A 21,432-nucleotide genomic window follows, 5' to 3' on the forward strand; every position below is an offset into this window, starting at 1 on the left:
AAGTAAAGATCTCCGCGCCACGGATCGACCGAGCGCCCACGTCGAGGGAGAGCCGGGTCGTGCTAACGATAATGTTGATAATATCGTTAAGTGTCGAGGCGTCCGCCAAACAAATGATCATCTCTTGAAAAGAGAGTTAAAAAATGAAAATGATCAGCAACATTGTGATAATAACTGTTTTAATTGCTTTTGGATGCAATCAAAAGAATGGAGAGAAGATCGAAGGATTGTTTTTTTATAAATATGGAAATCAAGTTGATGAAACAATCCATTTTTCAATTACCAAGAAAGTTGATTTATATGATGTTTATGCTTATGTAGCTGGAGAGTTATATACATTTAAGAATACCAAAATTGAATGTTCTAAGGTTGATAAAACCTGTAAGTTTTTCAATTCAGCAACCGGAAAGGATTTCTTGACGGTAAAATTTGTGACTGATTTTGACTTTATTGTAATTCGCGTGATTAAAGAAATAAATGAAACTGGACAAGAGACTACAATTATTCAGAGTAATACCGAGTTTACAAAAAATCATAAAAGCAGATCCAAATATGTTTATGAGTGAACTTGGGCTCTTTGATTTCCAAAAACAAAAACGATTGGCGGATGATTCCAAGCCATGCAAAATTATATTAAATCATTCATTTTATCAAACTGAGTTTAGAAAAAGAAAATACATTATGCATTATATCCGAATTTTGATTCTTTCGCTTGTGTTTCTTGGATTTTCATGTTCCGGTTTAAAACCTCCGTTTTACAGGTCTGTTCATCAGGAATTTCTTTCTACTGAATGGAAATTGAATGTATTTCGAATCAGTTATCTCGGCCCGGTCCAAGGTTTATGGTGGGGAGAAGAGTTCTATCAATTGGATATCGGACTTGAAAATCAAACGGATCAATTTCGTTTCTTTAAATTTTTCGATCAAAAGATGGATAAACACAATTTGCTGGCATCTTTGAAATCGGACGAATATACCGAAAAAGTATTCTTGGAAAATAAGAATCTATTTGCGGCTGAAGATTTTTTCCGACAATACCCGGGTATAAAACTCTATTTTTCTTTGAAGGAAGGGCATAATAAACCGACTACGACTTACAATGGTGAATTGGTGTTTCCGGAGATTCGTTTGAATAAAGATGATTATTATTCGGCTGCGTTTGTTGCAAGTGATCTTGGGGTACCTTTAAAGGGAGGAGTTGTAGAAACCTCTGTGGCTTCTTCGGGTTGGCTTGCTCCGAGAGAGTTTAGAAAGTATTCTTTGTATTTTTCCGTTCCGACAGGTGCGGTATTGCGGAAAGTCGATTATCCCGGAGTATTGAAAGCAGAGTTAGTAAAAGAATAAAACGCAATAAAATCAACTTGAGTTTTGGAGTGAGCGTAAAAAATATCTGTATGAATTCGACTATTTCGGTGAAATCTAAATTTGCGTTAATCCTTCCTTTGGTATTCTCTTCATTTTGTACTTATTATTCATATTCCCATGATTTAAAGCCAACTCCAAGTTTAGTAGGCCAAAAGATTGGAGTCACTGTCTTAAAAAATTTGGATACGAATCATTATGCCGCTCATGGAGCAAGCGTTGCGATGGAAAGTCTGATTCCAGGTATCAAGGCGGCTATTCAGGAATTAAATAAAGATGGAGAAAACTTTATCTACCTGGATGCCCTGGGTGAAAATTACGATTATGATTTTACTCAGGAATACAGAGAGTTTACCAAACGAAACATCATAGAATTACGTTATGCTTTTAAGAATGAGTATTCATATAAAGTTTTTACTTATCTTACTCTCGGGTTAGTTCCGACTAGCGACCGCTATCGATGGGTTTTTACTCCCATTTATTATGATAACCAAGGGGTAAAAAAAGAATTACCTCAGATTGAAATTGATCCTTATTCCGAATATTACGGTTTAGTTTTATTCCCATTCTGGTTGTTCCAGTCGAAAGGAGTGATTGAAAGTTACACGAAGGATGCTATTCAATCGGCGATCAGCGCCGCTCTTCAGTCCATTCCAAAAGCGGAAAGAGGGGATTATGCAGGAAATTATCAAATAAAACAACTTCCTTTTCGAATGAAAAGACTTCTTAGTCCGTATGGCGCTTTATTGAGTATCGGCTTAAATTCACCTAATATTAGTTCCATTTGGTATCCGAAGGACTTTTATAACGGTTGCAGAGTTCAGCTGAAATTTTTAAATACTTCGGACAAACAAATCATCGTTTCTACCAGTCAGTTTTGGTTAGTTGCAGGTGGAAAAGAATACCAAGCATTGCAGAATGTAGAAATCCAACAAAAAACATACTCGGGCAGTTACTTTACTACAAACAAATTAAATTACCCATTGGGTATGCAGCATACGATGGAACCCAAATCTGCACCATTTACCGGAATTGATGTAGTATTTGAATATCCTATGAATGAAAAGCCATCCCTTCTTCGTTGGAAAAATCCGAATCACCCGAATGAGATTGTTGAGATCGTGATTCCTGAGATTCGTAAGTAAGCTATCCACAATCGAAAAAAGAGAAGGCATTCTAAATTTGATTTAGAATGCCTTTATGCCAAGGGAGAATTTTGCTAAAAGATTAAGAGCGGGAAAGAGGAACGAAGGATACGATCATTGCTTTGGATTTTACTTCTGTGGCAAGAATCAGTTTGGAGAGTTGTTTGCGAAGTCCTTCTTTGTTATTTGTTTTGCCTAGTTGAACTACGAAGTATCCGTTTTTATAAACTATAAAAGGATTTGAAGAAAGTTTTCCTTTATTGTCGCCTATCAGCTTAGAGAGAAAGGATTCCGCCGAATCTCTGGTTCCGAATGCGCCCAGTTGAACCGTATAAAGTTTGCCTTGTGTTTGCGGAGAAGTAAGTTCCGCTCTTTTGGAAACTTTTTTTGTTTTTTCAGATAAACTTTTTTCTTTTTTAGAAAGAGAAGGGCGGGATGGGGCTTGGTTTTTTAGAAGAATTTCGTTCTTCTTGATTTCTTGTTTGGATGTACGGGAAGATTTTGTCAGATCCACAACTTGTGCTTTTCTTTCCTCTTCTTCATCTTTGGTAGTAGAAGATTCCGCATAATAAGGATTAGTCGTATTTCCCACATCAGCCATAGGGACTTCCAGATTACCGTTGTTTGTTGCAATTTCCTTGGCTTTCGAACCTTTTAGTGCCAATTCTTGCGAGTTCGGAGCGGGAATTGATTCTTCCGTTTGCGATCCTTCGGTAGTTTTGGATTCCGCATTTTCGGAAACTGCCGTTTGTGATTGCAGACTTTGAGACGGAGCGCTTTCCAGTCTGCCTTTCCCGACGGAAACGCCCAGAAAGAAAAAGGAAAAAAATAAGGCAAAAAGGAAAAGGGATAATACGCCTATCCTTTGTTTGTCTAAGTTGATTACGTAAAAAACTCGCTCTTTCATCTCATATCCTTGGCCGTATTTCGAATTGTTTCATATACGGACTTTATGTTTTTTTTTAGCTCTTCTATTGAATTATCGTTCGGTATTATAAAATCGGAGAGGGCCTTTTTTTTCTCCAAATCCATTTGGGCGAGGTTTCTTTTTTCAAAATCCTCTTTCGTCATTCCGCCTCTTTCCTTGACCCTTTCCCATGCCACTTCCGGTGAAACCGTGACGCATAATTTTCCATCACAAATCGTGTGCGCGTCCGTTTCGAAAAGAAGGGGAACTTCCCAGGCGATGATATTGCCCGGCGGAATTTTTTCCAATTGGAGCCTGAATTCCTTTCTGACAAGAGGATGAATGAGTGCGTTCATTGCTTGCAATTTCTCCGGTTGAGAGAATGCGATTTCCGCAATTTTGGACTTGATAGGGACTCCCTTGGAATCGATGATCGTGTCCCCGAATATTTGTACCAGCTCTTTTTGGATCGGCGTGTTCGGATCTGTGAATTGTTTTGCGATTTCGTCGGAACTGATTCGAACTGCCCCCAATTCGGAAAACAGTTTGGATACGGTGGATTTTCCCGAACCAATGGATCCGGTAATTCCCAACAAGTAGCTTTTGTTTCCTTCTTTGGTCACGGGTTTATATCATTTTTTGGTGAGGAAAGTACAAGCCTTTTTTTCTATAAAATAGAAAAATTTATAATTTTGCTAATGGAAATGGAGAATCGTGACGACGAAATGGATTTTGTAGTGGTTTTTTGCGGATTTTAAAAAGATAGACCGAAAGCTGATTGGAATGGTTGTGTTTATTGTTTATTAGGAAATAATAAAGTACTAAAATGATGCCGAATCATATTGGACCGACATCATTTTTAAGTTAGTTTTCTCCTATCCAACCCATCCAAAGGTTTGCGGTTTCTTCGGGTTGTTCGATCATAGGAGCGTGGCCTACGTCCGGCAGAATCATGATTTTTTTCTTTGATTTCAGTTTTTGCTCCAGAATGATTGTGCAGCTATGGTGGATGATATTATCTTGTTTTCCCCAGATAACAAAAGTAGGTGATTTGATTTTCGGAAGCAGTGGCTCCAAAATATAACCTTCCTTTCTGATTTGTTGCAAGATGTGTTCGTTCCAGTTTCGATTGGAAACAGCTCTTTCCACAAAATAGGATTTCAATGTCCTGGGCAAATAAGGAGGTTTTACAAAACTGAATGCGATCAATCTGTCGAAATCTTCCACTGAACCTACCAAAAGCGGGTTTGGTTTTCCGGAGAGAACTATTTTCATCACTTCGCTAGGCTCAGGACTTTTGATCCCTGCATTGTCGAGCAAAGTCAATGTGAGGATTTCATCCGGATATTTTGCCGAGTAAACACCTGCAATGGCTCCACCCATGGAGTTGCCGATGATATGGTATTTTTTCAATTCCAATGATTTTGCAAATTCATGGAGTCTTTCGACTTGTTCTTCTATTGAATAGGAAAGTCCTTCGATTCTGCTATTTTCTCCGAAGCCGGGTAAATCAGGTGAGATGATTCTGTATTCGTTCGGAATGTATCTGGCAAATCTGGTCCAATGATCTTTATCTCCACCAAACCCATGTATGGCGAGAAGGACTTGCTCCGAGTTTCTATTGCCCGCTTCGGAATATTTCCATTTGAACTCTCCGACCGAGATTTCCTTTATGGAAAGTCCCGATCTGGATCTTTCCCACATAAGCCCGGTTTTGTGGACGAGAGATGCACAATTGGTAAGGAAAAATAAAAAAAAGCAGAAGAAACCGATCTGAAATATTCGGAATCCGGAGCGATTTACTATAAAAATTGAAAGGATCGTTGACATGAGCGACCTCCTTAGTATTTTGGTCGTAGCCAAGGCCCTGTAGCTCAGTCGGTAGAGCAGAGGACTGAAAATCCTCGTGTCGGCAGTTCGATTCTGTCCGGGGCCAAGGTCACTTCTTTTTATCCCTTTTTTCTTTCCTCACCCATTGACCAAAGACCCAGGAATTCATTTTCCTCGACCTTCTTGCAAAGCTCCGGTTTGTATAATTTTTTCACCGGCGGTTTCGGATAAATATGGATTTCATCATTGTCCGGAATGAAAGTTAACATCCGTAATATGGTGTCTTCTCCTTCGATTTCGTACATAGTATAGGACATTCCCTTACTTGGGATGATTTGAGAGGTTTCTAAATATTTCAACCATCACTCCTTGTTCACTTTTCGTTACACAATTTTCTTTCATTTAATTTTATCTTATGTAGAGTGTCTCTCATCAATATTTTCGGGGCGATCTTTTTTTCAAATTTAGATGCCGAATCAAGTTTTAAATACTTTTGATCTTTAAAGCTGCAAAAGTTTCCGGACCGGCTATCCCGTCCGGTTTCAGCCGATGATCCTTTTGGAAGTTTTTAATTGCCATACCGGTCTTTTTGTCAAATACACCGCTCGTCTCGGTATCGTATCCGTTTTCCGACAATGCTTCCTGCAAGATGGCAACTGCATTGCCAGTCGCTCCTAATTTTAGATAAGAGCCGGAAGTATATCGGTTCGCTCCCGAGGACTTATGTATTTTGGTTTCTTCCATAAGTCCTCTAAGTGCCGGAGTAACTATGCCATCGGCAATCAAACCTTTGTCCTTTTGAAATTGTTTTACCGCTTTTTCCGTTCCTGCGCCGAAATCTCCGTCAATTAAAACCTTATATCCTATCGCCGTTAATAGTTTTTGAAGTTCCAGTACGATGCTGCTTATATCACCTTTTTTCAAATCAAGACTAACGGGCGATATATTTTCTCCCAAGACTATCGGAGATACGAATGCTTTTACGTTATTTGTAAATCTAGGTCGATACATTACCTCGCCGCCGTCACTGTTATTTCCGAAGGCGGTATTTCCTTCGTAAGCATAGAATTTTTTATTTTGCGTGATCCATTTCACAAAGATCCCGGTGTGATCGCATTTTCCATCTCCTTCCCAATCATACAATACGATGTCGCCCGGCCTCGGGGAAGAAGTGAGTTCGCCGGAAGCGCGCCAGTGATTGTAACCGGATTGGCAACTTCTATATCCCTTATCATCGTTGATTTTTCCAAGAGGGTCGCCTGCTTTATGATAAACCCAACTAACAAACATCGCGCACCATGCATAGCCATCGAAACCATACCAAGCCCCGTATTTTGTAAGATTGGAATTTTTCGGAGATTCTTTCGTTCCTACTTCTTCGGAAGCGATTTTTAAAATTAGTTCTCGTGACATTCGTATATTTCCTGTTTTATGATAGGATATTTTTTCAGATTTTAATCTGTATTCTTGTAGGTGATTTACACTTTCTTATTGTTATTTGGTAATGCCTGAATCAGGCTGAGGTCTTTCGTATGAAAATCTGCTGAAATACACCTTCATTAAAATAATTCACCTGTAACGAAATGAATCGAAACAGGTTTCATTTTCTTAGATTATACTTCTACGATTTCTGCAGCGGGAGCGTTCTTTTTAACGGATTCGATACCGTTTTCGCAAGCTTGTTTGGATGAATAACCTTCTCCCGTGGCAATGACTTCACCGTTGGCGGCCTTCAATCTAAATCTGTATTCTCCGGCCTTATCTTTGTAAATTTCAAATTTTGCTGACATCTTCTTACCTCTTTAGTATCAAAGACTCTCTATCAGTTGAAAGCATTCGTCAATTAAAAACTTTGAAAAACTTTTTCGGTTTTTAAGGTTTAACCCTAATCAACAATAAATTTACAGAACGGCTTTCTTCTGTTTTGTGATTGCGGGGTATTTTATTTCTTTGATTTTTTTTGTCTCATCATCTTTCCCAAATCGAATAAAGCTTCTTCCACTTCTTTGCGCCATACAAGGGCAAGATTCAAACGAAAAAAATTCTTCCATTGGTCCGATACTCCGAATATTACCCCGGGCGCAAAAATAACTCCTTTCTTTTGGGTTTCGATGAGTAATTTTTGAGTATTTGAATTTGTCTTTGCCCAAAGAACGAATCCTCCTTCGGGAATATCGATTTCCAAATTTCCATCGCTTGCAGTTTGTAATGTTTTCGACCAAAGTTGGAAATGATTAGCAAAGCTCTTTCGTAAAGAGATAAGATGCCTGTCATAGGATTGTTTTTTCAAATATTCGAATACTGCGATTTGAGTCGGAAGATTATGTGAAATCTTAAAAGCTCTGGCAATCTTAGATACTGTTTTCAATGAATTTTTGGAACCGATCCAGCCGATCCTGATTCCCGGTGCAATCGTTTTGGAAAAGGAACTGCATAGAAAAGAAGGGGGAGTCGATTTCGAAAAATTCATATAGGATATGAGAGGGCGGGGTCTCGTTTTCCCCCAATGCAAATCTCCGTACATATCGTCCTCGACCAAAGCTATCTTCTCGGATTGAAGTATATTTGCTAACTCTTGTTTTGTATTATCATTCAACAATACTCCGTTCGGATTATTGAAGTTGGCAGTGATGATGATTGCTTTTGGTCTGTGCCTTTTGCAAAGCCGTTTGATTTCAGAAATATCAAGTCCTATCTCCTTGCGGTAAGGGATCTCGATCAATTTTAATTTCAATGTTTCTACGATTTGAAAGATTCCCACATAGGTAGGTGAGGGAACAAGAACGGTATCTCCCGGATTTGTACAGGATTGTAAGGAGATGGAAAGACTTTCCGTGCATCCGTTGGTGATGAGAATGTTTTCCATCGAGAGTTGAAACCCGTTTCTGCCGGACATTCTTGCGATTTTTTCCCGTAAGCCGGCAAATCCTTCCAGGTCTCCGTATTTATGCATATCTTTGTAAAGAAGTGCTGTCTTGAAACCGGCGATCAATTGTGGCAAAGGTAAAAACTTGTCTTCGGGAATGGCCGCGCCGAAGGGAAGCAATTTGGGGTTCATTACATCCCGCATAATCATTTGGATGCGATCATCTGCGGAAACAGTTTCAAAAATACGGTTTTGCGGTCCTGAGATTTTTTCTTCGATGTTTCTCCGGACAAAATAACCTGACTGAGGTTTGACTTCTATGAGTCCTTCTTCTTCCAGAATGCGATAGGCTTCCCTTGCAGTGGTCAAACTGCAATCTTTCAAGTCTTGAATTTCACGAAGAGAGGGTATCCTTTCCGATTCTTTGTAAAGTCCAGATTGAATTTCGTTTTTTAAAGATTTTGCAAGGTTTTCGTATTTTGTCATGATATAACTGTATATGAATAGATTTATAAAACTGTATATTTACAGATCAGTCAATTCAATCTAAATTTATAAGTATGAGAAAGAATTTAAAAATATATCAGCTGGATGCGTTTGCGGACGGGTTGTTTTCCGGAAATCCTGCGGCAGTGATTCCCTTAGAAGAGTGGCTGCCTGTTTCTTTAATGCAATCCATCGCTTTGGAAAATCAATTATCGGAGACTGTATATTTTGTCAAGGAAGGGGACGGGTATAGGATTCGATGGTTCACACCGGAGACGGAAGTGGATCTCTGCGGCCATGCAACACTTGCTTGTGCTTCCGTTTTGTTCGATATTCTGGATTATAAGAAAGAATCCGTTTCTTTTTCATCCAATTCCGGAATTCTGAATGTTTCCCGTGACAATAAACAACTGTTACTTGATTTTCCCGTTTATGCTTTAAAGGAAAATTCGGTAATGGATCCGGATTTGTGGAAATTTTTATTCGGAAATGTGCCGATCGCTTATTGGAATTCGGAAGATCATATTCTTGTTTTTTCTTCCGAGGAAGAAGTTTTGAATCTTAAACCCAACTTTGAAGCATTGAAAAACAAAACAGGCGGAAGGGGTTGGATTGTTACTTCTCTCAGTTCCTCGGAAGATTATGATTATGTATATCGTTTCTTCGGGCCGGCACTCGGAATCAACGAAGATCCCGCCACAGGTTCCGCTCAGTGTGCACTCACACCGTTTTGGGCGAAACGTTTGGGAAAATCAAAATTCAAATCCAAACAATTATCCCATAGAAAAGGATATTTTACAACGGAGCTGAAAGGGACGAGAGTTCTTATCGGCGGCAAAGTGGTTTTGTACATGAAAGGGGACTTGGAAGTTCAAATATAGATTTACTGTTTTTGCCGAACCGTTTGGAAGATGCTTTCGAGTGGGGGAAAAGGAAAAACTAGGCATTTGACTAAGGGTGTTCATAAGAAAAAAACTTGTTCTGTGAGCTTGTATCCGAAGCATATGCTCATGATTCGTTATCTCATCGTTCCCATCTTGTTTTTAGTTTTCAATTGTGCCATCAGTGAAAAGGCAACCAGGTTCAACGGAATGCCTACCAGTGAAGCAAAACCCGACCATTATTTAAAAACAACTTCCTTCGGATTGAATGTGTTTATTTTTATTCCTGTCAAAAGAAATGCGGAATTCCCGGAAAGTTTGGAAACATTTTCAGATTTTGCGAAAAAGAACAAAGGAAACAAGTTCAGATTGATCCAAAAAGAAACTACAAAATGGGCTTTTTTGCTTCCTCCTTTTTCGTTTATCCTCACTCCCGTAGTGACAGAGTTAGTTGGTGAAGTTTACGACTGATCAAACCCAGTCGATCACAAGCAAGGTTTGGTCGTCTTCCTGATTTACCTTTCCTTGGAATGTAAACAGATTGATCACCATTTCGGCGATCAGTCTGTCTCCCGGCTTCTCTTTCATATCCTTTAATACTTGTAAGATTCTCTCCTGGCCGAATTCTTCGCGCCTACCGTTCTTTTGTTCCACGATTCCGTCGGTAAATAAAAAGAATCTGTCTCCCGGACCGAACTTCGCAGTATCTTGAGTGTATTCCTGTTCTTTTCTAAGACCGATGATATTTCCCGTTCTAGGCAGAAATTTCACTCCGTCCGCACCCATCAGAATCTGATCCGGATGTCCTGCGGAAGTATAATAGATTTTATTGTCCTTCGTGTCTATATCCAAAAGAAAACAGGAAAAAACGATTTTAAGTCCTGCGAATTTGTTTTGGATTTTCTGATTCAAGTGATTCATCAAATCATCCGTTTTTGTGATGAAACGTTTGATGGATTCATACTCGGACTTGATTGCCATTGTATAAAGTGCCGCTTGGATTCCATGCCCCGTTGCATCAGCAAGAAAGAAACGAACGGTTCCTTCATTCAATTCGAATATATCGTAAAAATCTCCTCCCACTTCTTCCTGAGGTTGGAAATACAAATGAAACTTGATATGAGGGATGGATAATTCCTGGGTCGGTAAAATCTTTTGTTGGATTTTTTTTGCCAAAAGGAGATCTTTCTTTAATCTCTGCAAGGTGGAGTTTAATCTGAAAGTGCGGTCTTCCACGATCAGTTCCAGGTTTTCCGTCATTGCCACAAGAGAATCATTGGATATTTTCAAACTCTCCGCAAGTTCTTCCGCACGGGTAAATGCGCTTGCGATCCTACTGGAAAGAATCAACGATTGGAAAAAGATAAAACTCAAAAGACCGTAGGGAGTAAGTCCCATGCCTCTGTCATTCATACTGTGACGGACAATGTCAACCGCCACAGAGGCAGCAAAGGCGAGAAGTCCGACTAAGAATAATTTCGAATTGGGCCTTCTATTGGCAATTGCGATTGCGTTGACCCGAATCACATAGACAATCGTGATAAAGGATACGAATTGAAATCCGTAAAGAAGGATCGTAAAAATGGAAATCGGAAGAAGCAGTGTCAATCCGAACACAAAAGAAACGGTTAATATGAGTTTGACGAATTTGCGGTTTGCATCTAACGGAAACAAATGGTGGATAAAAAGTAAAAATACGGGAACTGCAAAGTAATAGGAAGCGAATTCGATTCTAAAAACCGTGGGCCAATGCATTTCGGGAAAAAGTTCCAAAACATAGCGGTTTCCCGTAAAAGCGATTCTTATCCCCAGAAAGAAACAGAATAATGCAAAATAGAAAATGGATTTTTCCTTTCTTCTGTAAAAATACAATCCCCAGTGATACAATCCTATAATCAGCAATGCCCCCAAAAGAAATAACTCTCTTGCGATTGTGACCATTCTTTCGCGGTCTAATGCGTATTTGTTGCCAATGTTCGGTGTTGCCCAGAAACCTCCGAAATTGTTTTCGTAATTGGCGATGTGAAATACGATTTCCACTCTTTCCGTGTCCGGGATCAAAGTATAATACTTGGATTTGATCATGGGGGTATCGTCAAATTGATTGATCCCCGGCTTTCCTTGGCCGCCAAGTAACACTCCGTTGGCGAACATTCTGTAGGATGAGGCGACATCAGGGATAAATATTCTTAGTTCCTGACCGATCGTATCTTTATTCAAAAGGATGGTTCCCCGAAGCGTGGCGTGTCCCGACCTGGGCAATTTTTTCCCATCGACGACGAACCCCTGCCAGGAATCTGGAATGTTCAAATACCCGGTTAGTTTTTTTTCTCCGTGAAAAGGAGGGTAGTGGAATTCTCCGTAATAGAATTCCCAATCTCCTTTGATATCAACGACGGACTCTTCACCAAACGTAAAAGTACGCAGATCGAGAAGTCCTTCTTTGAAAACCAAATTGTCTTCCGGTATGATAAAAATTCCATCACATCCTACCAAAGCGAACAGACTGAACGCGATAACAACGATTAAAGATTGAATTTGTCTACCCATATTCGGACGTATGAATTCATTTGTAGCAAAACGAACTAATTTCGTCCAGAATATCCTATCACATCCATAAAAGCGGAGACGGAAAAAACAGCTTTTCCTGGACCAGGCTCACCGTAACCGGGAGGAGTCGGTAAATTGTATTTTTCAAAGGTTTCTTTCCAGGCTCTGAGAAGTTCGCAGAAATAAACAAGGGGAGGGCCTGCTTGTTGTCCCAATGTGGTATAAGGTTCCGGACACCATGCCGTAAAACGAGGCACAATGCCTTTATTCATAAAAAAGTCTAATCCCTGTTTTGTGGAATCGATCGCTTCTTTCACCGTTTTGAAGCCCCAAGGCTCGGAAAGTTCCACTCCACCGACAAAATTGGGAATTACCTTATCCGGGCCGAATACCTCGGCGGAATCCACAACTCTGCGGATCCAAGTGTCCCAACCGATCCAACTCGCTTTGCCGGGGCAAATCTTTTCAAACAATTGTTTGTCCCAAACTTCGTAGTTAGGATGATAGATTTCAATTCCGGCGTCTTTGAATTTCTGACAGTCTTCTTTTTCAAAGGCTTGAGCTACCAATTTTCCCATCCAACGTTTGGGAAAAGCTTTCTCGATTGCCTCGGGGTATTGCAGGTAAAAATCCACTTCGTTTTTTTTCTTAAGAGAGGTAAGAACAGATCCGCCGGTAATGGTATATACTTTTGCTACCTGGTCTTCCTGATCCACCCAGGAAAGTACTTCCAAAATATCTTCTACGTCTTTCACACCCGTATAAGGACGTCCCGCTCCTTTTTGTTGGCGGTAGTTGTGATTGATATCGCAATACGCGCATTCCTCGTCCTTACCGAAGTATTGGCAATTGCGAAACACCGTTAGATAAAGAAGGTAACCCCATTCTATAACGGGTGCTATTTCTCCCGGAAATTTTCCGTTTTTTGTTTTGTGTTTGTACCAACTGGGAATGGGAGGGTATTCCGCCTGTCCGATGGAAGTTTCCCCCAAAAATAATGTAGGAATTCCGTCTACGGATTTCATTTTATAAGGAGAATGGGGATTGTTTCTTGTAGAGATCACCGTTTTGAGTAGTCCGAAGTATCCCCCGTGGATTTTAATTTCCTCCGGAGCCTTTGTATCCGCGCCGTCTTTCAGATCGGCCAAAGGAATATGATCAAATGAGAATATGAAATAGTCTTTGGATTTGTATTCGCCTATGACTTGAAAGGCTTCCGGCAAAAAATGAATCCCCTGACGTAGGATGTCTTGTTTGACGATGGCTTCCATAGGTAAGTCTTTGTAAGCTCTTTCCATTTCTTCCAAGAGGGCGATCGTAGAGGGGGGGCGTTTTTCGAGTGTGGCAACATCAACCATAATTTCTGTATCCTTTCCCGGGCGAATTAAGACAAAGATTATTTTCCTGGGAAAATGATCCATTCAAAGGTAAATTTTTCAGTCTTATCCCTAGAAAATCGAAATTTGAATTGCCAAAGTGCAAATAAACATAGAATTTTGCCTGTTACTCGGAAATTTTTTTCCTAAATGCAAAAAAAAAGCAAAACCGGAGAGAAAAAAATACCGGTCAGTTTGTTTTACTAAGTAGCAAAGTTGAATTTCACTAAGGGATAGGAAGACATGAAAGCATCGAAATTAGCCATTACCAGCGCTCTGATCGCAGTTCTTGGACTTGCAGTTTGCAAGAAACCAGAGACCGACGTGAGCGAATCGTCTAAGAAATCAAATGAACTTGCCGCAGTCGTGGTATTCGCAGTAGGGGATTCTAAAATCCAACACGCAGACCAAACTGAGGAAAAAGCTCAATTGGGAACTTCTCTCAAAGCTGGCGACAATGTTGTCACAGGGGATAATGGAAAGGTGGACGTTCAGTTCCCTGATGGATCGAGCATTCGTATCTCTCCTAAATCCGTAATTGATTTCAGCAAACTTTCACAAAACAACGCAGGAACCACAGACACTCAAATCTCTCTGGTATCCGGAAAAGTTTTCGCAAAAGTTAACAAAGCTAAGAAAGAAGACAACTTTACTGTTGTTACACCGACTGCGATTGCGGGTGTTCGTGGAACATCATTCATCGTTGAGTCCGGAAACGGTAAGCCTTCTCAAGTAAAAGTTGTGGATGGAGCGGTTGCATTCGCACCGAGAGTTCCTGCTCTTGAAAAACTTTCCGCAGAAGAGATCAACGGAAACGCTGACCTTAAAAAACTGCAAGAATCCATTGCAAGTGTAGAAGTTGTACTTGAAAAGAACCAAGGGTCTACTCTTTCCAAAAAATCAGAAGAATTGTCTAAGATTGAAAAAGTGGAATCACTTGATCTAAACAAAGCTTTGAAAACTGTTGAGAAAGAAAAACCGGTTGTTGCTTCTGCAAACTTAACTAAAAACGAAGAACAAGAAATCAAAACTATCGTTACAGTTGATAAAGAAACTGCTGATCAAATCGTTAAGTTGAACGAAAGCGCTCAAACTGACAAATTAGATGAGATCAAAAAACAAGAAAACGATAAACAAAGACAAGCACTTGAAAACGAAGTAGCTAAGAAACAAGAAGCTGAGAAGAAAAAATTCGAACAAACTCTTGCTTCCGAGCCAAAAGAATTCAAATCTAAAAAAGACATTGTTAACTACTACGAAAGAATCGAAAAGATCGTGTTAGTGGACGGAAAAACTGTAATCGGAGCGATCATCAACCAAGAAAACGGTCAATTGATTGTTCATACAGAGAATGGAATCAAGAGAATTGACATGGACAACGTAGAAGAAGTAGTCTACGACCTCCAACAAAAATCTAAATTCTAATTCTTTTCCCCCTTACGTAGAAGAGAAGCCTGGGTTTTCCCAGGCTTTTTTTATGCCCGGATCATTTCCGAGAAGTCCTTATATTAAAAATTCGATTTAACGGGATTGGAATTCATTCCAAAGAATTCGTATCGTGTTGATCAGTGGTGTGGCTTCGATCACAAGTAGATTGGATTTGTATTTGAGAAGTAGTGTACTTTTTCCGAATCGATCCGTTTCCCCCCATTCTACTTCCATATCGGGAATCTTTTGCATCCCGGAAAGAATGATTTGTTTCACTTCAAAGTCGGATAGTTTGTCTTGGATTTTGCTTAGGTCGTACAGTGTGGATAGAAAGAATGTTTTTGCGATTTCTTCCTGCCATTCGGCGAGTCCCTGATCCATACCCCAAGTTTCGGTCAGGTTTCGGATTTCCTTAAATGGAGGTTTCCGGGTTAGATATCTAACCGGTCATCTCCGAAACAGCTGCGAATTCATCCGCATGGTAGGAAGAACGAACCAAAGGACTGGAAGCTACCGTTTTGAATCCAAGCTTGTAGGCAAAGGACTTCCAGAAAGCAAATACATCCGGGTGAACGTATTCCTGGACAGGGTAATGGGTGGGGCTTGGTTGCAAATACTGTCCTATGGTGAGCATTCTCACACCATTTGCATACAGATCTTCCAGGCATGATTCCACGTTTTCCTTGGTTTCTCCGAGTCCCAAAATAAGTCCGCTTTTGGTAAGAAATCCATGTTCGGATATATCCTTTAGAACTTCCAAGGAACGAAGGTAATTTTTCTGAGGAGCGATTTTGGGAAACAGCTCTTTCACAGTTTCTATGTTGTGGTTGATGATATTCGGTTTCGCGGAATAGAGAATGTCCAAAGATTCCCTTTTTGCCTTAAAATCGGGGATTAATACTTCGATAGAACAATTCGGTTTGCGTTTTTTGATTTCCAAAATGGTTCGGGCAAAGTGTTCGGAACCTCCGTCTTTCAAATCATCCCGGTTGACTGCGGTAAGTACCACATGATTCAATTCCAATTCTGCAACTGACTCTGCGACCCGAATCGGCTCTTCCGAGTCCAACGGCATTGGTTTCCCGAAAGCGACGTCACAGTACTGGCAACGTCTGGTGCAGATATCACCGGAAAGCATATAAGTGGCTGTTTTGCGGCTCCAACAATGGTTTAGGTTGGGGCAAGAAGCGGACTCGCAGACTGTATTGAGTTTTTTGGAGGATACTTCTCCGCGCACTTTGGAAACAGGATCGTTTTCCGTTGGGAACGAAATTTTCACCTTCATCCATTCCGGATGGACCGGAACCGGATTTAATTCCTTTGTACGGGGCTTTTTTTTAAGCGGGTTCATCTCTCGATTAGACTTTTTCTGTGGGGTAGTGTTTGTAAAATGGAAAAAGATGAGAATCAATCAATTTCTAGCTCGTTCCGGTGTAGGCGCAAGGCGCAAAGTAGAGGAAATCATTTTGGCGGGCAGAGTCAAAGTGAACGGAAAAACACTTACCGATCTCTCATACCGGGTGGATTTGGAAAAGGATCAGGTTTTGGTGGATGGAAAAACGGTACGAATCGATGAAGAAGGCGACTTACCGAAGATCATCGCATTCAACAAACCTGTGGGTTTTCTATCTTCCCATGAAGATAAGTTTCATGAGAAAACCATCTTTGATTTATTGCCGAAAGAATTTCACAAATACAATTATGCGGGACGTTTGGACTTGGATTCCAGGGGGCTTTTGATTTTATCTTCCGACGGAGACTTTATTCAAAGAGTCACTCATCCAAGTAATAAGATTGAAAAAGAATATATAGTCACTTTGCAAAAAAAAGTGGATTGGAAACGAATTGCCGAAGAACTAAGGTTAGGTGTTCGTGAGGGCGGGGAAACTTTGAGAGCATTTCAGGTAACCGCTGCAGGTCTTGAGATGGACAAAGATCCGGACAATACGAATCATCTGCGGGTGATTCTGAAAGAAGGAAAAAAAAGACAAATCCGACGTATGTTTCATGCCAAAGATCTGAGCGTTATTGATTTATTCAGGGTGAGAGTGGGTGGGCTTTCTTTGGAAAAAAAGAAACTGGAAGAGGGGAAGTTTATTTCCGTCACAGAGAAGGAAATTTTAGGAAAGTAAAATCCTTGAATCCGTGGATTGAGAATTAAAATTTAATAGATAGGGAGAATTTTTTTGTTATCACGTCCTTTTTTAATTTATCCGGTTGTTCTTTTTTTTGCCGTACTAGTCATTGATAAAATTTTTCTACTGCCGGTTTTCCATGGAGAGTTTTTGCAAGCTGGCAATTCCGTTTTTTACCACCAAAGACGTGTTTTAGCGGAAAGATTGATTCATGATCCTAAAATCAAAGAAACCAAATTGGCTGTGGTGTTCGGAGATTCCCGTTCCTACCCCTATTCCGAAATGGGAATTCCCAAAGAAAAACAAAAAGATTGGTCATTGTACAATTTCAGCGGACCGCAAGCGATCCCTATGTATTCCTATTTTTGGTTGGATGAGCTTTTGAAAAAAGGAGTGAAGCCGGATTTTGTGATTTTGTCTTTGAGTCCGGAAGCATTTGACGATTCCAAAGGTCTTGTCAATTCCCCCTTTCTCCGCCTAGCATGTGATAAAGAATGTAGGGAATTTGTATGGAAGGACGTTCCTTGGAAAGACCGATATGAACATTGGTTGGATCAGGTGTTTACCATTCGTGCCATCGAGCCGAATATGGGGCTTTTTATCTCACGGCTCAAGTCCGGCAGACTGAAAGAATACAAGGCATTTTATAATAAGGAATTCCAACTGATCAATTATACAAAAGGCGATTACCTGATGTACGCCACTACCGCCAACCCGACGGAAAAATTGGAAAAAGATGCGGTTCGAATCAGCGCTATTTATATGAGATCCTTCCAAATGGGCAAGTCCCAGCTTCCTTACGTGAAGGCCTTTTTGGAATTAACTCGGGCAAATCAAATCAAAACGCTTGTGGTTTGGCCGAAAGTATACGGAAAATACTTCAAAGAATACGAAAAATATAATATAAAGAATGTTTGGTGGTCGCAAGTTGCGGAACTCTCCAAATCTTACGATGCAATCCCTTATGATATGAATGAGGAAAGCAAATGCGATTTGTTCAACGATGCTTCTCATCAATCCGTATTCTGTTTTGTGGACCAGATGAAGGATATTTGGGAAAGATATGCTGATCCGGTGAGTCGTTAGATAGACATAAAAGTTATTTCAGGACAGTCTCTTTACTTAACTTTTCTCTATATTCCATAGGAGTGAATCCCGTGGCTTTTCTGAATATCGAATTGAAGGATGATTTTGAATTGAAACCGGAATCGAAAGCGATTCGTAAAATATTATAATCGTTAAAGTTCGGGTCTTGGAATCTTGCTATCACTTCGTCGACACGATAGTCATTGATAAACATAAAAAAGTTTTTGGAAAGTCCTACATTCAAACATTGGCTTAAGTGATTTACGCTGATGCTCATCGCTTTCGCGATTCCTTCCACATCCAATTCATTTTGCAAATACGGTTTTTCTTTTCGCATATATTCCAAAAGTGAAGTGATGATCTCTTCCATTTTTTCAGTGGAAAGTCCTGATTTTGCGTATTTTTCCTTTTTTTCCGAAGGAGGGGGAGAGATCTCTTGCGATGGAAAACTTGTATTTTGTCTTAATAGAAAATAACTCAATAGATAAAGGTAACCTACTATGATGGAACCGTTGATTTTATGAGAAATGGATTCCGGATGATAGACATTGGAATAAACGAGTAAGCCGGATTGTAGATTTAAGAAAAAGAAAAACAAGATCGTTAATTTTGTAAGCCAACTGACTGTAATTTCAATGGATTCGTAGGAATAATGGTCATACACCGTTTCCCTATGTTTTTTTAATAGTTTGAGAGCTAAGAAAGTATATATGGAGAGAGAGACAAGGGAAGGGACTGCAAAATACAGGGTTAAAAATAATGTGTTCCTGTTTGTGGAAGAAAAATCATCAATGCGGAAAGATTCGAAAGACAGACTAGGAACCACCGAAGTGAAAATAACAATCAATAAGGGAATAAAATGAAATAAATCCTTAGATTTGAATTTTGTTTCTCCCCTTACTAATATTCTGACATATAAATAAAGGCAAGGCCCGTATGCCAGGGGATAATGCAGGAATCTTAGAAAGAATATATCCGAATCCGGACCATAAGCAATATGCAGGCTTCGACGAACACAGGCGAGACAGATAAAAATAATCCAAACAGCCGCTATATAATCGTAAAGTTTTGGCTTTTTCTTAGTGAATAACATCACTAAGAAAAATAGAGTATGGAAAATGCTGATAGGAAGCAGAGGGGGAAACTGAGAAGGAATCAGCATATTTTCCTCTACATTCTTCCTGTTAAAACAGTTTGATTCTAAAAAACTACCAAGTCAGTTTTTTAGCGTCTTCCACGAATTTTGCAAGTCCACTGTCGGTTAACGGATGTTTGAATAACATTTCGAATACGCTGTAGGGTAAGGTAACGCAGTCAGCCCCACGCAAAGCAACTTCTTTGAAATGAATCGGATGTCTGACGGATGCTGCAAGGATTTGCGTATCAATTCCGTAATTGTCGTAAATATCTCTGATCTCAGTGATGAGTTCCAATCCGTCGTATCCGATATCATCCAATCTTCCTACAAACGGAGAAATAAAAGTAGCGCCTGCTTTTGCTGCAAGTAGAGCCTGGTTTGCAGTGAAACAAAGAGTAACGTTTGTAGCGATCCCTCTTTTTGTAAATTCCACAACTGCTTTGATTCCTTCCGGAATCAAAGGTACTTTTACCACGATGTTTTTTGCGATCGCAGCGAGCTCCAATCCTTCTTTGATCATAGTAGGGGCATCCGTAGCAAGAACTTCGGCACTGACCGGACCTTCTACAATACTTGTGATCTCTTTGATAACTTCAGTGAATTTGCGACCGGATTTTGCAATGATGGAGGGGTTTGTTGTAATTCCATCCAAAAGGCCCAGCTCGTGAACCTTTTTGATTTCGTCAATATTGGCTGTGTCTAAAAATAAATTCATATTGCCTCGGTGGAGATTTTGCTCTCACTAAGGCAAGGTACTTATGGGATTAAATCCCGCAAGGTTTTTGTTTCCTGTACGCTAAAGAAATCTTTGTAATCCTTCGCTATAATGTCTCGGATATTTGCGGAGAAATAGTCAATACGTCTTGTATACGGGTTTTTTTTGTATCCTTCCCTCCACTGAACCGCAAAACCACCGATTGGCGGACTTGATCTGCGATCCACCAATTCCCAAATCGCCGCGCCGGAAACTTTATCATCTCCTATGCTATCTTTTCTGGGTTTTCCGTATTTTGTTTCCAATTTTGCTTTGATCTTTTCGGAAGGAACCAGGTTGAAAGTTGCTCCTACGGAGAATAAGATTCCTGCTTCTCTGTATTCTGTTTGGCCGTCAATGCTCGGATCGGATTCCCTTCTGTTGTCTTTGGGTCGGACTTCTCTGAGTAGTTCCGGGGTTTTATAAAACCGGTAGAGATAAAAAATTCCGTTCCTTTTGATCAGAAGTTTTTCATCTTTCTTTTCGTTTATGATTTCGATTTGTTCTTTGGATTCCGGGTTAGTCGCCATGGATAGAAATTTTTCCCGGATGGATTCGAACGTCATTCCCCAGGAGGCTTCTGCAAAACCGTCAATACTCGCAACAGTTTGGTCGGTGCCTTGTGCCCATAACAAACTAGGAAGCAATACAATCAGAAAGAGAAAATTATGCGACTTCTTCATACGGAAATTATCGGCTAAAAAAATAAATTTAGAAAGCCCATTATTTCGGATCTTCGAAGTCATCCAGGCTCGGGGCATCGTCCCCCAGACCTCCGTCGAAGTCGTCCCAATCGGTATTTTGATTTGATTTCGGGGCGGATTTTGTTCGGGAGTGGCCTTCCTCATCCGCGAAATCGTTCCGGTAGTCTTCAAATTCATTGTAATCGCTACCTCCCCAATCTTCCGTATATCTTGGCTCAGGGCCGATGGAAACGGAAAAGAATTTGCGGTGATTCCAGTAGGAAAGCAAAGGCCAAAGGATGAGAATCCCAGTGATCAGTACAAATAGAAAAAAGAATTCGTGGTAGAGTCCCCAAATGGAGAGGTTTGCCGCCAAGGTTCCCAGGCCGAGTCCGGAGAGGACGGAACGTCCGTTGTCAGTGATTATTTTTCCGAATCCGATTTGCCCGAACCCTTCCTTGAAAAAGGGAAACCCGAACAAAAATCCGAAAAACAAAATGGGTGCATGGAAAAAATAATTTCCGAAGGAACTGGTGTAATGCGGGGAACCGATGATTCCTCCTAGTAGGGACCAAAACCATGCGAAAAGGGCAAAAAACAAAAACAGGGAGGCTCCTATCGCCAGATTTCCTCCCGATTCAAATAAGGAAATCACTGACTGCAAAGCGGATTCCCATGGTTTTGTAATTTCATCTCTATGATAATTTTCCTTTGCATTAAAAAACAAAAGATCCGAGTAATAGCTCAGAACGCCCGTTAGTATAATGGATAAAGCCAGGAAAATGAAAAAGAGAAAAAATTCCAT

Annotated in this window: 23 protein-coding genes and 1 tRNA gene; 9 read left to right on the forward strand and 15 right to left on the reverse strand. The window is 40.3% G+C overall.

The features are described 5' to 3' along the window. Positions 1–143: 143 nt before the first annotated feature. The 3 genes from DI077_RS07050 to DI077_RS07060 are packed head-to-tail and all read left to right on the forward strand — an operon-like array spanning position 144 to position 2,507. Complete coding sequence (locus tag DI077_RS07050) at positions 144–566, forward strand: hypothetical protein (RefSeq protein WP_109018894.1); 423 nt, start codon at positions 144–146, stop codon at positions 564–566. Then, positions 559–1,344 (forward strand): hypothetical protein, encoded by a 786-nt coding sequence (locus DI077_RS07055; protein WP_135354831.1) that lies wholly within the window; start codon positions 559–561, stop codon positions 1,342–1,344. The genes DI077_RS07050 and DI077_RS07055 overlap by 8 nt, the downstream gene beginning before the upstream one ends. Positions 1,345–1,394: 50 nt before the next feature. Beyond that, on the forward strand, positions 1,395–2,507 hold the full coding sequence (locus DI077_RS07060) for a hypothetical protein (RefSeq protein ID WP_109018896.1): 1,113 nt from the start codon (positions 1,395–1,397) through the stop codon (positions 2,505–2,507). A gap of 82 nt (positions 2,508–2,589) precedes the next feature. Here the strand turns inward: DI077_RS07060 and DI077_RS07065 are convergent, their stop codons facing one another. From DI077_RS07065 to DI077_RS07075, 3 genes are all read right to left on the reverse strand, one after another. Further along, positions 2,590–3,414: an SPOR domain-containing protein gene (locus tag DI077_RS07065; protein ID WP_109018897.1), complete on the reverse strand. Its 825-nt coding sequence runs from the start codon at positions 3,412–3,414 to the stop codon at positions 2,590–2,592. Continuing rightward, positions 3,411–4,037 (reverse strand): dephospho-CoA kinase, encoded by a 627-nt coding sequence (gene coaE, locus DI077_RS07070; RefSeq protein ID WP_242935396.1) that lies wholly within the window; start codon positions 4,035–4,037, stop codon positions 3,411–3,413. Before coaE ends, DI077_RS07065 begins: the two co-directional genes overlap by 4 nt. A 241-nt stretch (positions 4,038–4,278) precedes the next feature. Beyond that, the gene (locus DI077_RS07075) at positions 4,279–5,244 is read right to left on the reverse strand and encodes an alpha/beta fold hydrolase (RefSeq protein ID WP_109018898.1); all 966 of its coding nucleotides are present in this window, start codon (positions 5,242–5,244) and stop codon (positions 4,279–4,281) included. Positions 5,245–5,277: 33 nt separating this feature from the next. On the opposite strand from DI077_RS07075, the gene DI077_RS07080 reads away from it, so the two are divergent. After that, a tRNA-Phe gene (locus DI077_RS07080) sits at positions 5,278–5,350 on the forward strand. A gap of 13 nt (positions 5,351–5,363) precedes the next feature. Here the strand turns inward: DI077_RS07080 and DI077_RS07085 are convergent. From DI077_RS07085 to DI077_RS07100, 4 genes are all read right to left on the reverse strand, one after another. Further along, positions 5,364–5,603, reverse strand: coding sequence for a hypothetical protein (locus DI077_RS07085; protein ID WP_109018899.1), 240 nt, complete (start codon positions 5,601–5,603; stop codon positions 5,364–5,366). A gap of 124 nt (positions 5,604–5,727) precedes the next feature. Further along, positions 5,728–6,657 carry a peptidoglycan-binding protein gene (locus DI077_RS07090; RefSeq protein ID WP_109018900.1) on the reverse strand — a complete coding sequence of 310 codons (930 nt, stop codon included), beginning with the start codon at positions 6,655–6,657 and terminating at the stop codon, positions 5,728–5,730. A gap of 200 nt (positions 6,658–6,857) precedes the next feature. Continuing rightward, positions 6,858–7,034 carry a YegP family protein gene (locus tag DI077_RS07095; RefSeq protein WP_109018901.1) on the reverse strand — a complete coding sequence of 59 codons (177 nt, stop codon included), beginning with the start codon at positions 7,032–7,034 and terminating at the stop codon, positions 6,858–6,860. Positions 7,035–7,186: 152 nt separating this feature from the next. Then, on the reverse strand, positions 7,187–8,596 hold the full coding sequence (locus DI077_RS07100) for an aminotransferase-like domain-containing protein (RefSeq protein ID WP_109018902.1): 1,410 nt from the start codon (positions 8,594–8,596) through the stop codon (positions 7,187–7,189). Between the two features lie 74 nt (positions 8,597–8,670). On the opposite strand from DI077_RS07100, the gene DI077_RS07105 reads away from it, so the two are divergent. Further along, on the forward strand, positions 8,671–9,477 hold the full coding sequence (locus DI077_RS07105) for a PhzF family phenazine biosynthesis protein (RefSeq protein ID WP_109018903.1): 807 nt from the start codon (positions 8,671–8,673) through the stop codon (positions 9,475–9,477). A gap of 129 nt (positions 9,478–9,606) precedes the next feature. Then, entirely contained in the window at positions 9,607–9,948 is a 342-nt protein-coding gene (locus DI077_RS07110) for a hypothetical protein (protein WP_135354832.1), read from the forward strand. Here DI077_RS07110 and DI077_RS07115 read toward each other — a convergent pair whose 3' ends face one another. Then, positions 9,949–12,027, reverse strand: coding sequence for a PP2C family protein-serine/threonine phosphatase (locus DI077_RS07115; protein ID WP_109018905.1), 2,079 nt, complete (start codon positions 12,025–12,027; stop codon positions 9,949–9,951). A 35-nt stretch (positions 12,028–12,062) separates the two neighbouring features. Next, positions 12,063–13,385: a radical SAM protein gene (locus DI077_RS07120; RefSeq protein WP_109018998.1), complete on the reverse strand. Its 1,323-nt coding sequence runs from the start codon at positions 13,383–13,385 to the stop codon at positions 12,063–12,065. 261 nt (positions 13,386–13,646) lie between these two features. Here DI077_RS07120 and DI077_RS07125 point away from each other — a divergent pair, with 261 nt between their 5' ends. Beyond that, positions 13,647–14,828 carry a lipoprotein LipL45 gene (locus DI077_RS07125; protein ID WP_109018906.1) on the forward strand — a complete coding sequence of 394 codons (1,182 nt, stop codon included), beginning with the start codon at positions 13,647–13,649 and terminating at the stop codon, positions 14,826–14,828. A 96-nt stretch (positions 14,829–14,924) separates the two neighbouring features. Here DI077_RS07125 and DI077_RS07130 read toward each other — a convergent pair whose 3' ends face one another. After that, positions 14,925–15,212 carry a hypothetical protein gene (locus tag DI077_RS07130; protein WP_109018907.1) on the reverse strand — a complete coding sequence of 96 codons (288 nt, stop codon included), beginning with the start codon at positions 15,210–15,212 and terminating at the stop codon, positions 14,925–14,927. 58 nt (positions 15,213–15,270) lie between these two features. Then, positions 15,271–16,182: a lipoyl synthase gene (gene lipA / locus DI077_RS07135; RefSeq protein WP_109018908.1), complete on the reverse strand. Its 912-nt coding sequence runs from the start codon at positions 16,180–16,182 to the stop codon at positions 15,271–15,273. A 49-nt stretch (positions 16,183–16,231) separates the two neighbouring features. Here lipA and DI077_RS07140 point away from each other — a divergent pair, with 49 nt between their 5' ends. Together DI077_RS07140 and DI077_RS07145 are read left to right on the forward strand one after the other, a co-directional pair. Continuing rightward, complete coding sequence (locus tag DI077_RS07140; protein WP_109018909.1) at positions 16,232–16,963, forward strand: pseudouridine synthase; 732 nt, start codon at positions 16,232–16,234, stop codon at positions 16,961–16,963. A gap of 54 nt (positions 16,964–17,017) precedes the next feature. Further along, positions 17,018–18,052 carry a DUF1574 domain-containing protein gene (locus tag DI077_RS07145; protein WP_109018910.1) on the forward strand — a complete coding sequence of 345 codons (1,035 nt, stop codon included), beginning with the start codon at positions 17,018–17,020 and terminating at the stop codon, positions 18,050–18,052. Positions 18,053–18,065: 13 nt separating this feature from the next. On the opposite strand, the gene DI077_RS07150 is transcribed toward DI077_RS07145, so the two are convergent. The 4 genes from DI077_RS07150 to DI077_RS07165 are packed head-to-tail and all read right to left on the reverse strand — an operon-like array spanning position 18,066 to position 21,432. Beyond that, positions 18,066–19,214 carry a helix-turn-helix domain-containing protein gene (locus DI077_RS07150; protein WP_109018911.1) on the reverse strand — a complete coding sequence of 383 codons (1,149 nt, stop codon included), beginning with the start codon at positions 19,212–19,214 and terminating at the stop codon, positions 18,066–18,068. A gap of 46 nt (positions 19,215–19,260) precedes the next feature. Beyond that, positions 19,261–19,905: a fructose-6-phosphate aldolase gene (gene fsa / locus DI077_RS07155; RefSeq protein WP_109018912.1), complete on the reverse strand. Its 645-nt coding sequence runs from the start codon at positions 19,903–19,905 to the stop codon at positions 19,261–19,263. A 41-nt stretch (positions 19,906–19,946) separates the two neighbouring features. Further along, positions 19,947–20,627, reverse strand: coding sequence for a hypothetical protein (locus tag DI077_RS07160; RefSeq protein WP_109018999.1), 681 nt, complete (start codon positions 20,625–20,627; stop codon positions 19,947–19,949). A gap of 40 nt (positions 20,628–20,667) precedes the next feature. Further along, positions 20,668–21,432: a hypothetical protein gene (locus DI077_RS07165; RefSeq protein WP_109018913.1), complete on the reverse strand. Its 765-nt coding sequence runs from the start codon at positions 21,430–21,432 to the stop codon at positions 20,668–20,670.

It is taken from the genome of Leptospira kobayashii (assembly GCF_003114835.2).
GTDB lineage: Bacteria > Spirochaetota > Leptospiria > Leptospirales > Leptospiraceae > Leptospira_A > Leptospira_A kobayashii.

Coding starts and splice junctions, on each gene's coding strand:
- DI077_RS07050 (WP_109018894.1), top strand. CDS start 144: ATGAAAATGATCAGCAACATTGTGATAATAACTGTTTTAATTGCTTTT.
- DI077_RS07055 (WP_135354831.1), top strand. CDS start 559: ATGAGTGAACTTGGGCTCTTTGATTTCCAAAAACAAAAACGATTGGCG.
- DI077_RS07060 (WP_109018896.1), top strand. CDS start 1,395: ATGAATTCGACTATTTCGGTGAAATCTAAATTTGCGTTAATCCTTCCT.
- DI077_RS07065 (WP_109018897.1), bottom strand. CDS start 3,414: ATGAAAGAGCGAGTTTTTTACGTAATCAACTTAGACAAACAAAGGATA.
- DI077_RS07075 (WP_109018898.1), bottom strand. CDS start 5,244: ATGTCAACGATCCTTTCAATTTTTATAGTAAATCGCTCCGGATTCCGA.
- DI077_RS07090 (WP_109018900.1), bottom strand. CDS start 6,657: ATGTCACGAGAACTAATTTTAAAAATCGCTTCCGAAGAAGTAGGAACG.
- DI077_RS07095 (WP_109018901.1), bottom strand. CDS start 7,034: ATGTCAGCAAAATTTGAAATTTACAAAGATAAGGCCGGAGAATACAGA.
- DI077_RS07100 (WP_109018902.1), bottom strand. CDS start 8,596: ATGACAAAATACGAAAACCTTGCAAAATCTTTAAAAAACGAAATTCAA.
- DI077_RS07105 (WP_109018903.1), top strand. CDS start 8,671: ATGAGAAAGAATTTAAAAATATATCAGCTGGATGCGTTTGCGGACGGG.
- DI077_RS07110 (WP_135354832.1), top strand. CDS start 9,607: ATGATTCGTTATCTCATCGTTCCCATCTTGTTTTTAGTTTTCAATTGT.
- DI077_RS07115 (WP_109018905.1), bottom strand. CDS start 12,027: ATGGGTAGACAAATTCAATCTTTAATCGTTGTTATCGCGTTCAGTCTG.
- DI077_RS07120 (WP_109018998.1), bottom strand. CDS start 13,385: ATGGTTGATGTTGCCACACTCGAAAAACGCCCCCCCTCTACGATCGCC.
- DI077_RS07125 (WP_109018906.1), top strand. CDS start 13,647: ATGAAAGCATCGAAATTAGCCATTACCAGCGCTCTGATCGCAGTTCTT.
- DI077_RS07130 (WP_109018907.1), bottom strand. CDS start 15,212: ATGGATCAGGGACTCGCCGAATGGCAGGAAGAAATCGCAAAAACATTC.
- lipA (WP_109018908.1), bottom strand. CDS start 16,182: ATGAACCCGCTTAAAAAAAAGCCCCGTACAAAGGAATTAAATCCGGTT.
- DI077_RS07140 (WP_109018909.1), top strand. CDS start 16,232: ATGAGAATCAATCAATTTCTAGCTCGTTCCGGTGTAGGCGCAAGGCGC.
- DI077_RS07150 (WP_109018911.1), bottom strand. CDS start 19,214: ATGCTGATTCCTTCTCAGTTTCCCCCTCTGCTTCCTATCAGCATTTTC.
- fsa (WP_109018912.1), bottom strand. CDS start 19,905: ATGAATTTATTTTTAGACACAGCCAATATTGACGAAATCAAAAAGGTT.
- DI077_RS07160 (WP_109018999.1), bottom strand. CDS start 20,627: ATGAAGAAGTCGCATAATTTTCTCTTTCTGATTGTATTGCTTCCTAGT.
- DI077_RS07165 (WP_109018913.1), bottom strand. CDS start 21,432: ATGGAATTTTTTCTCTTTTTCATTTTCCTGGCTTTATCCATTATACTA.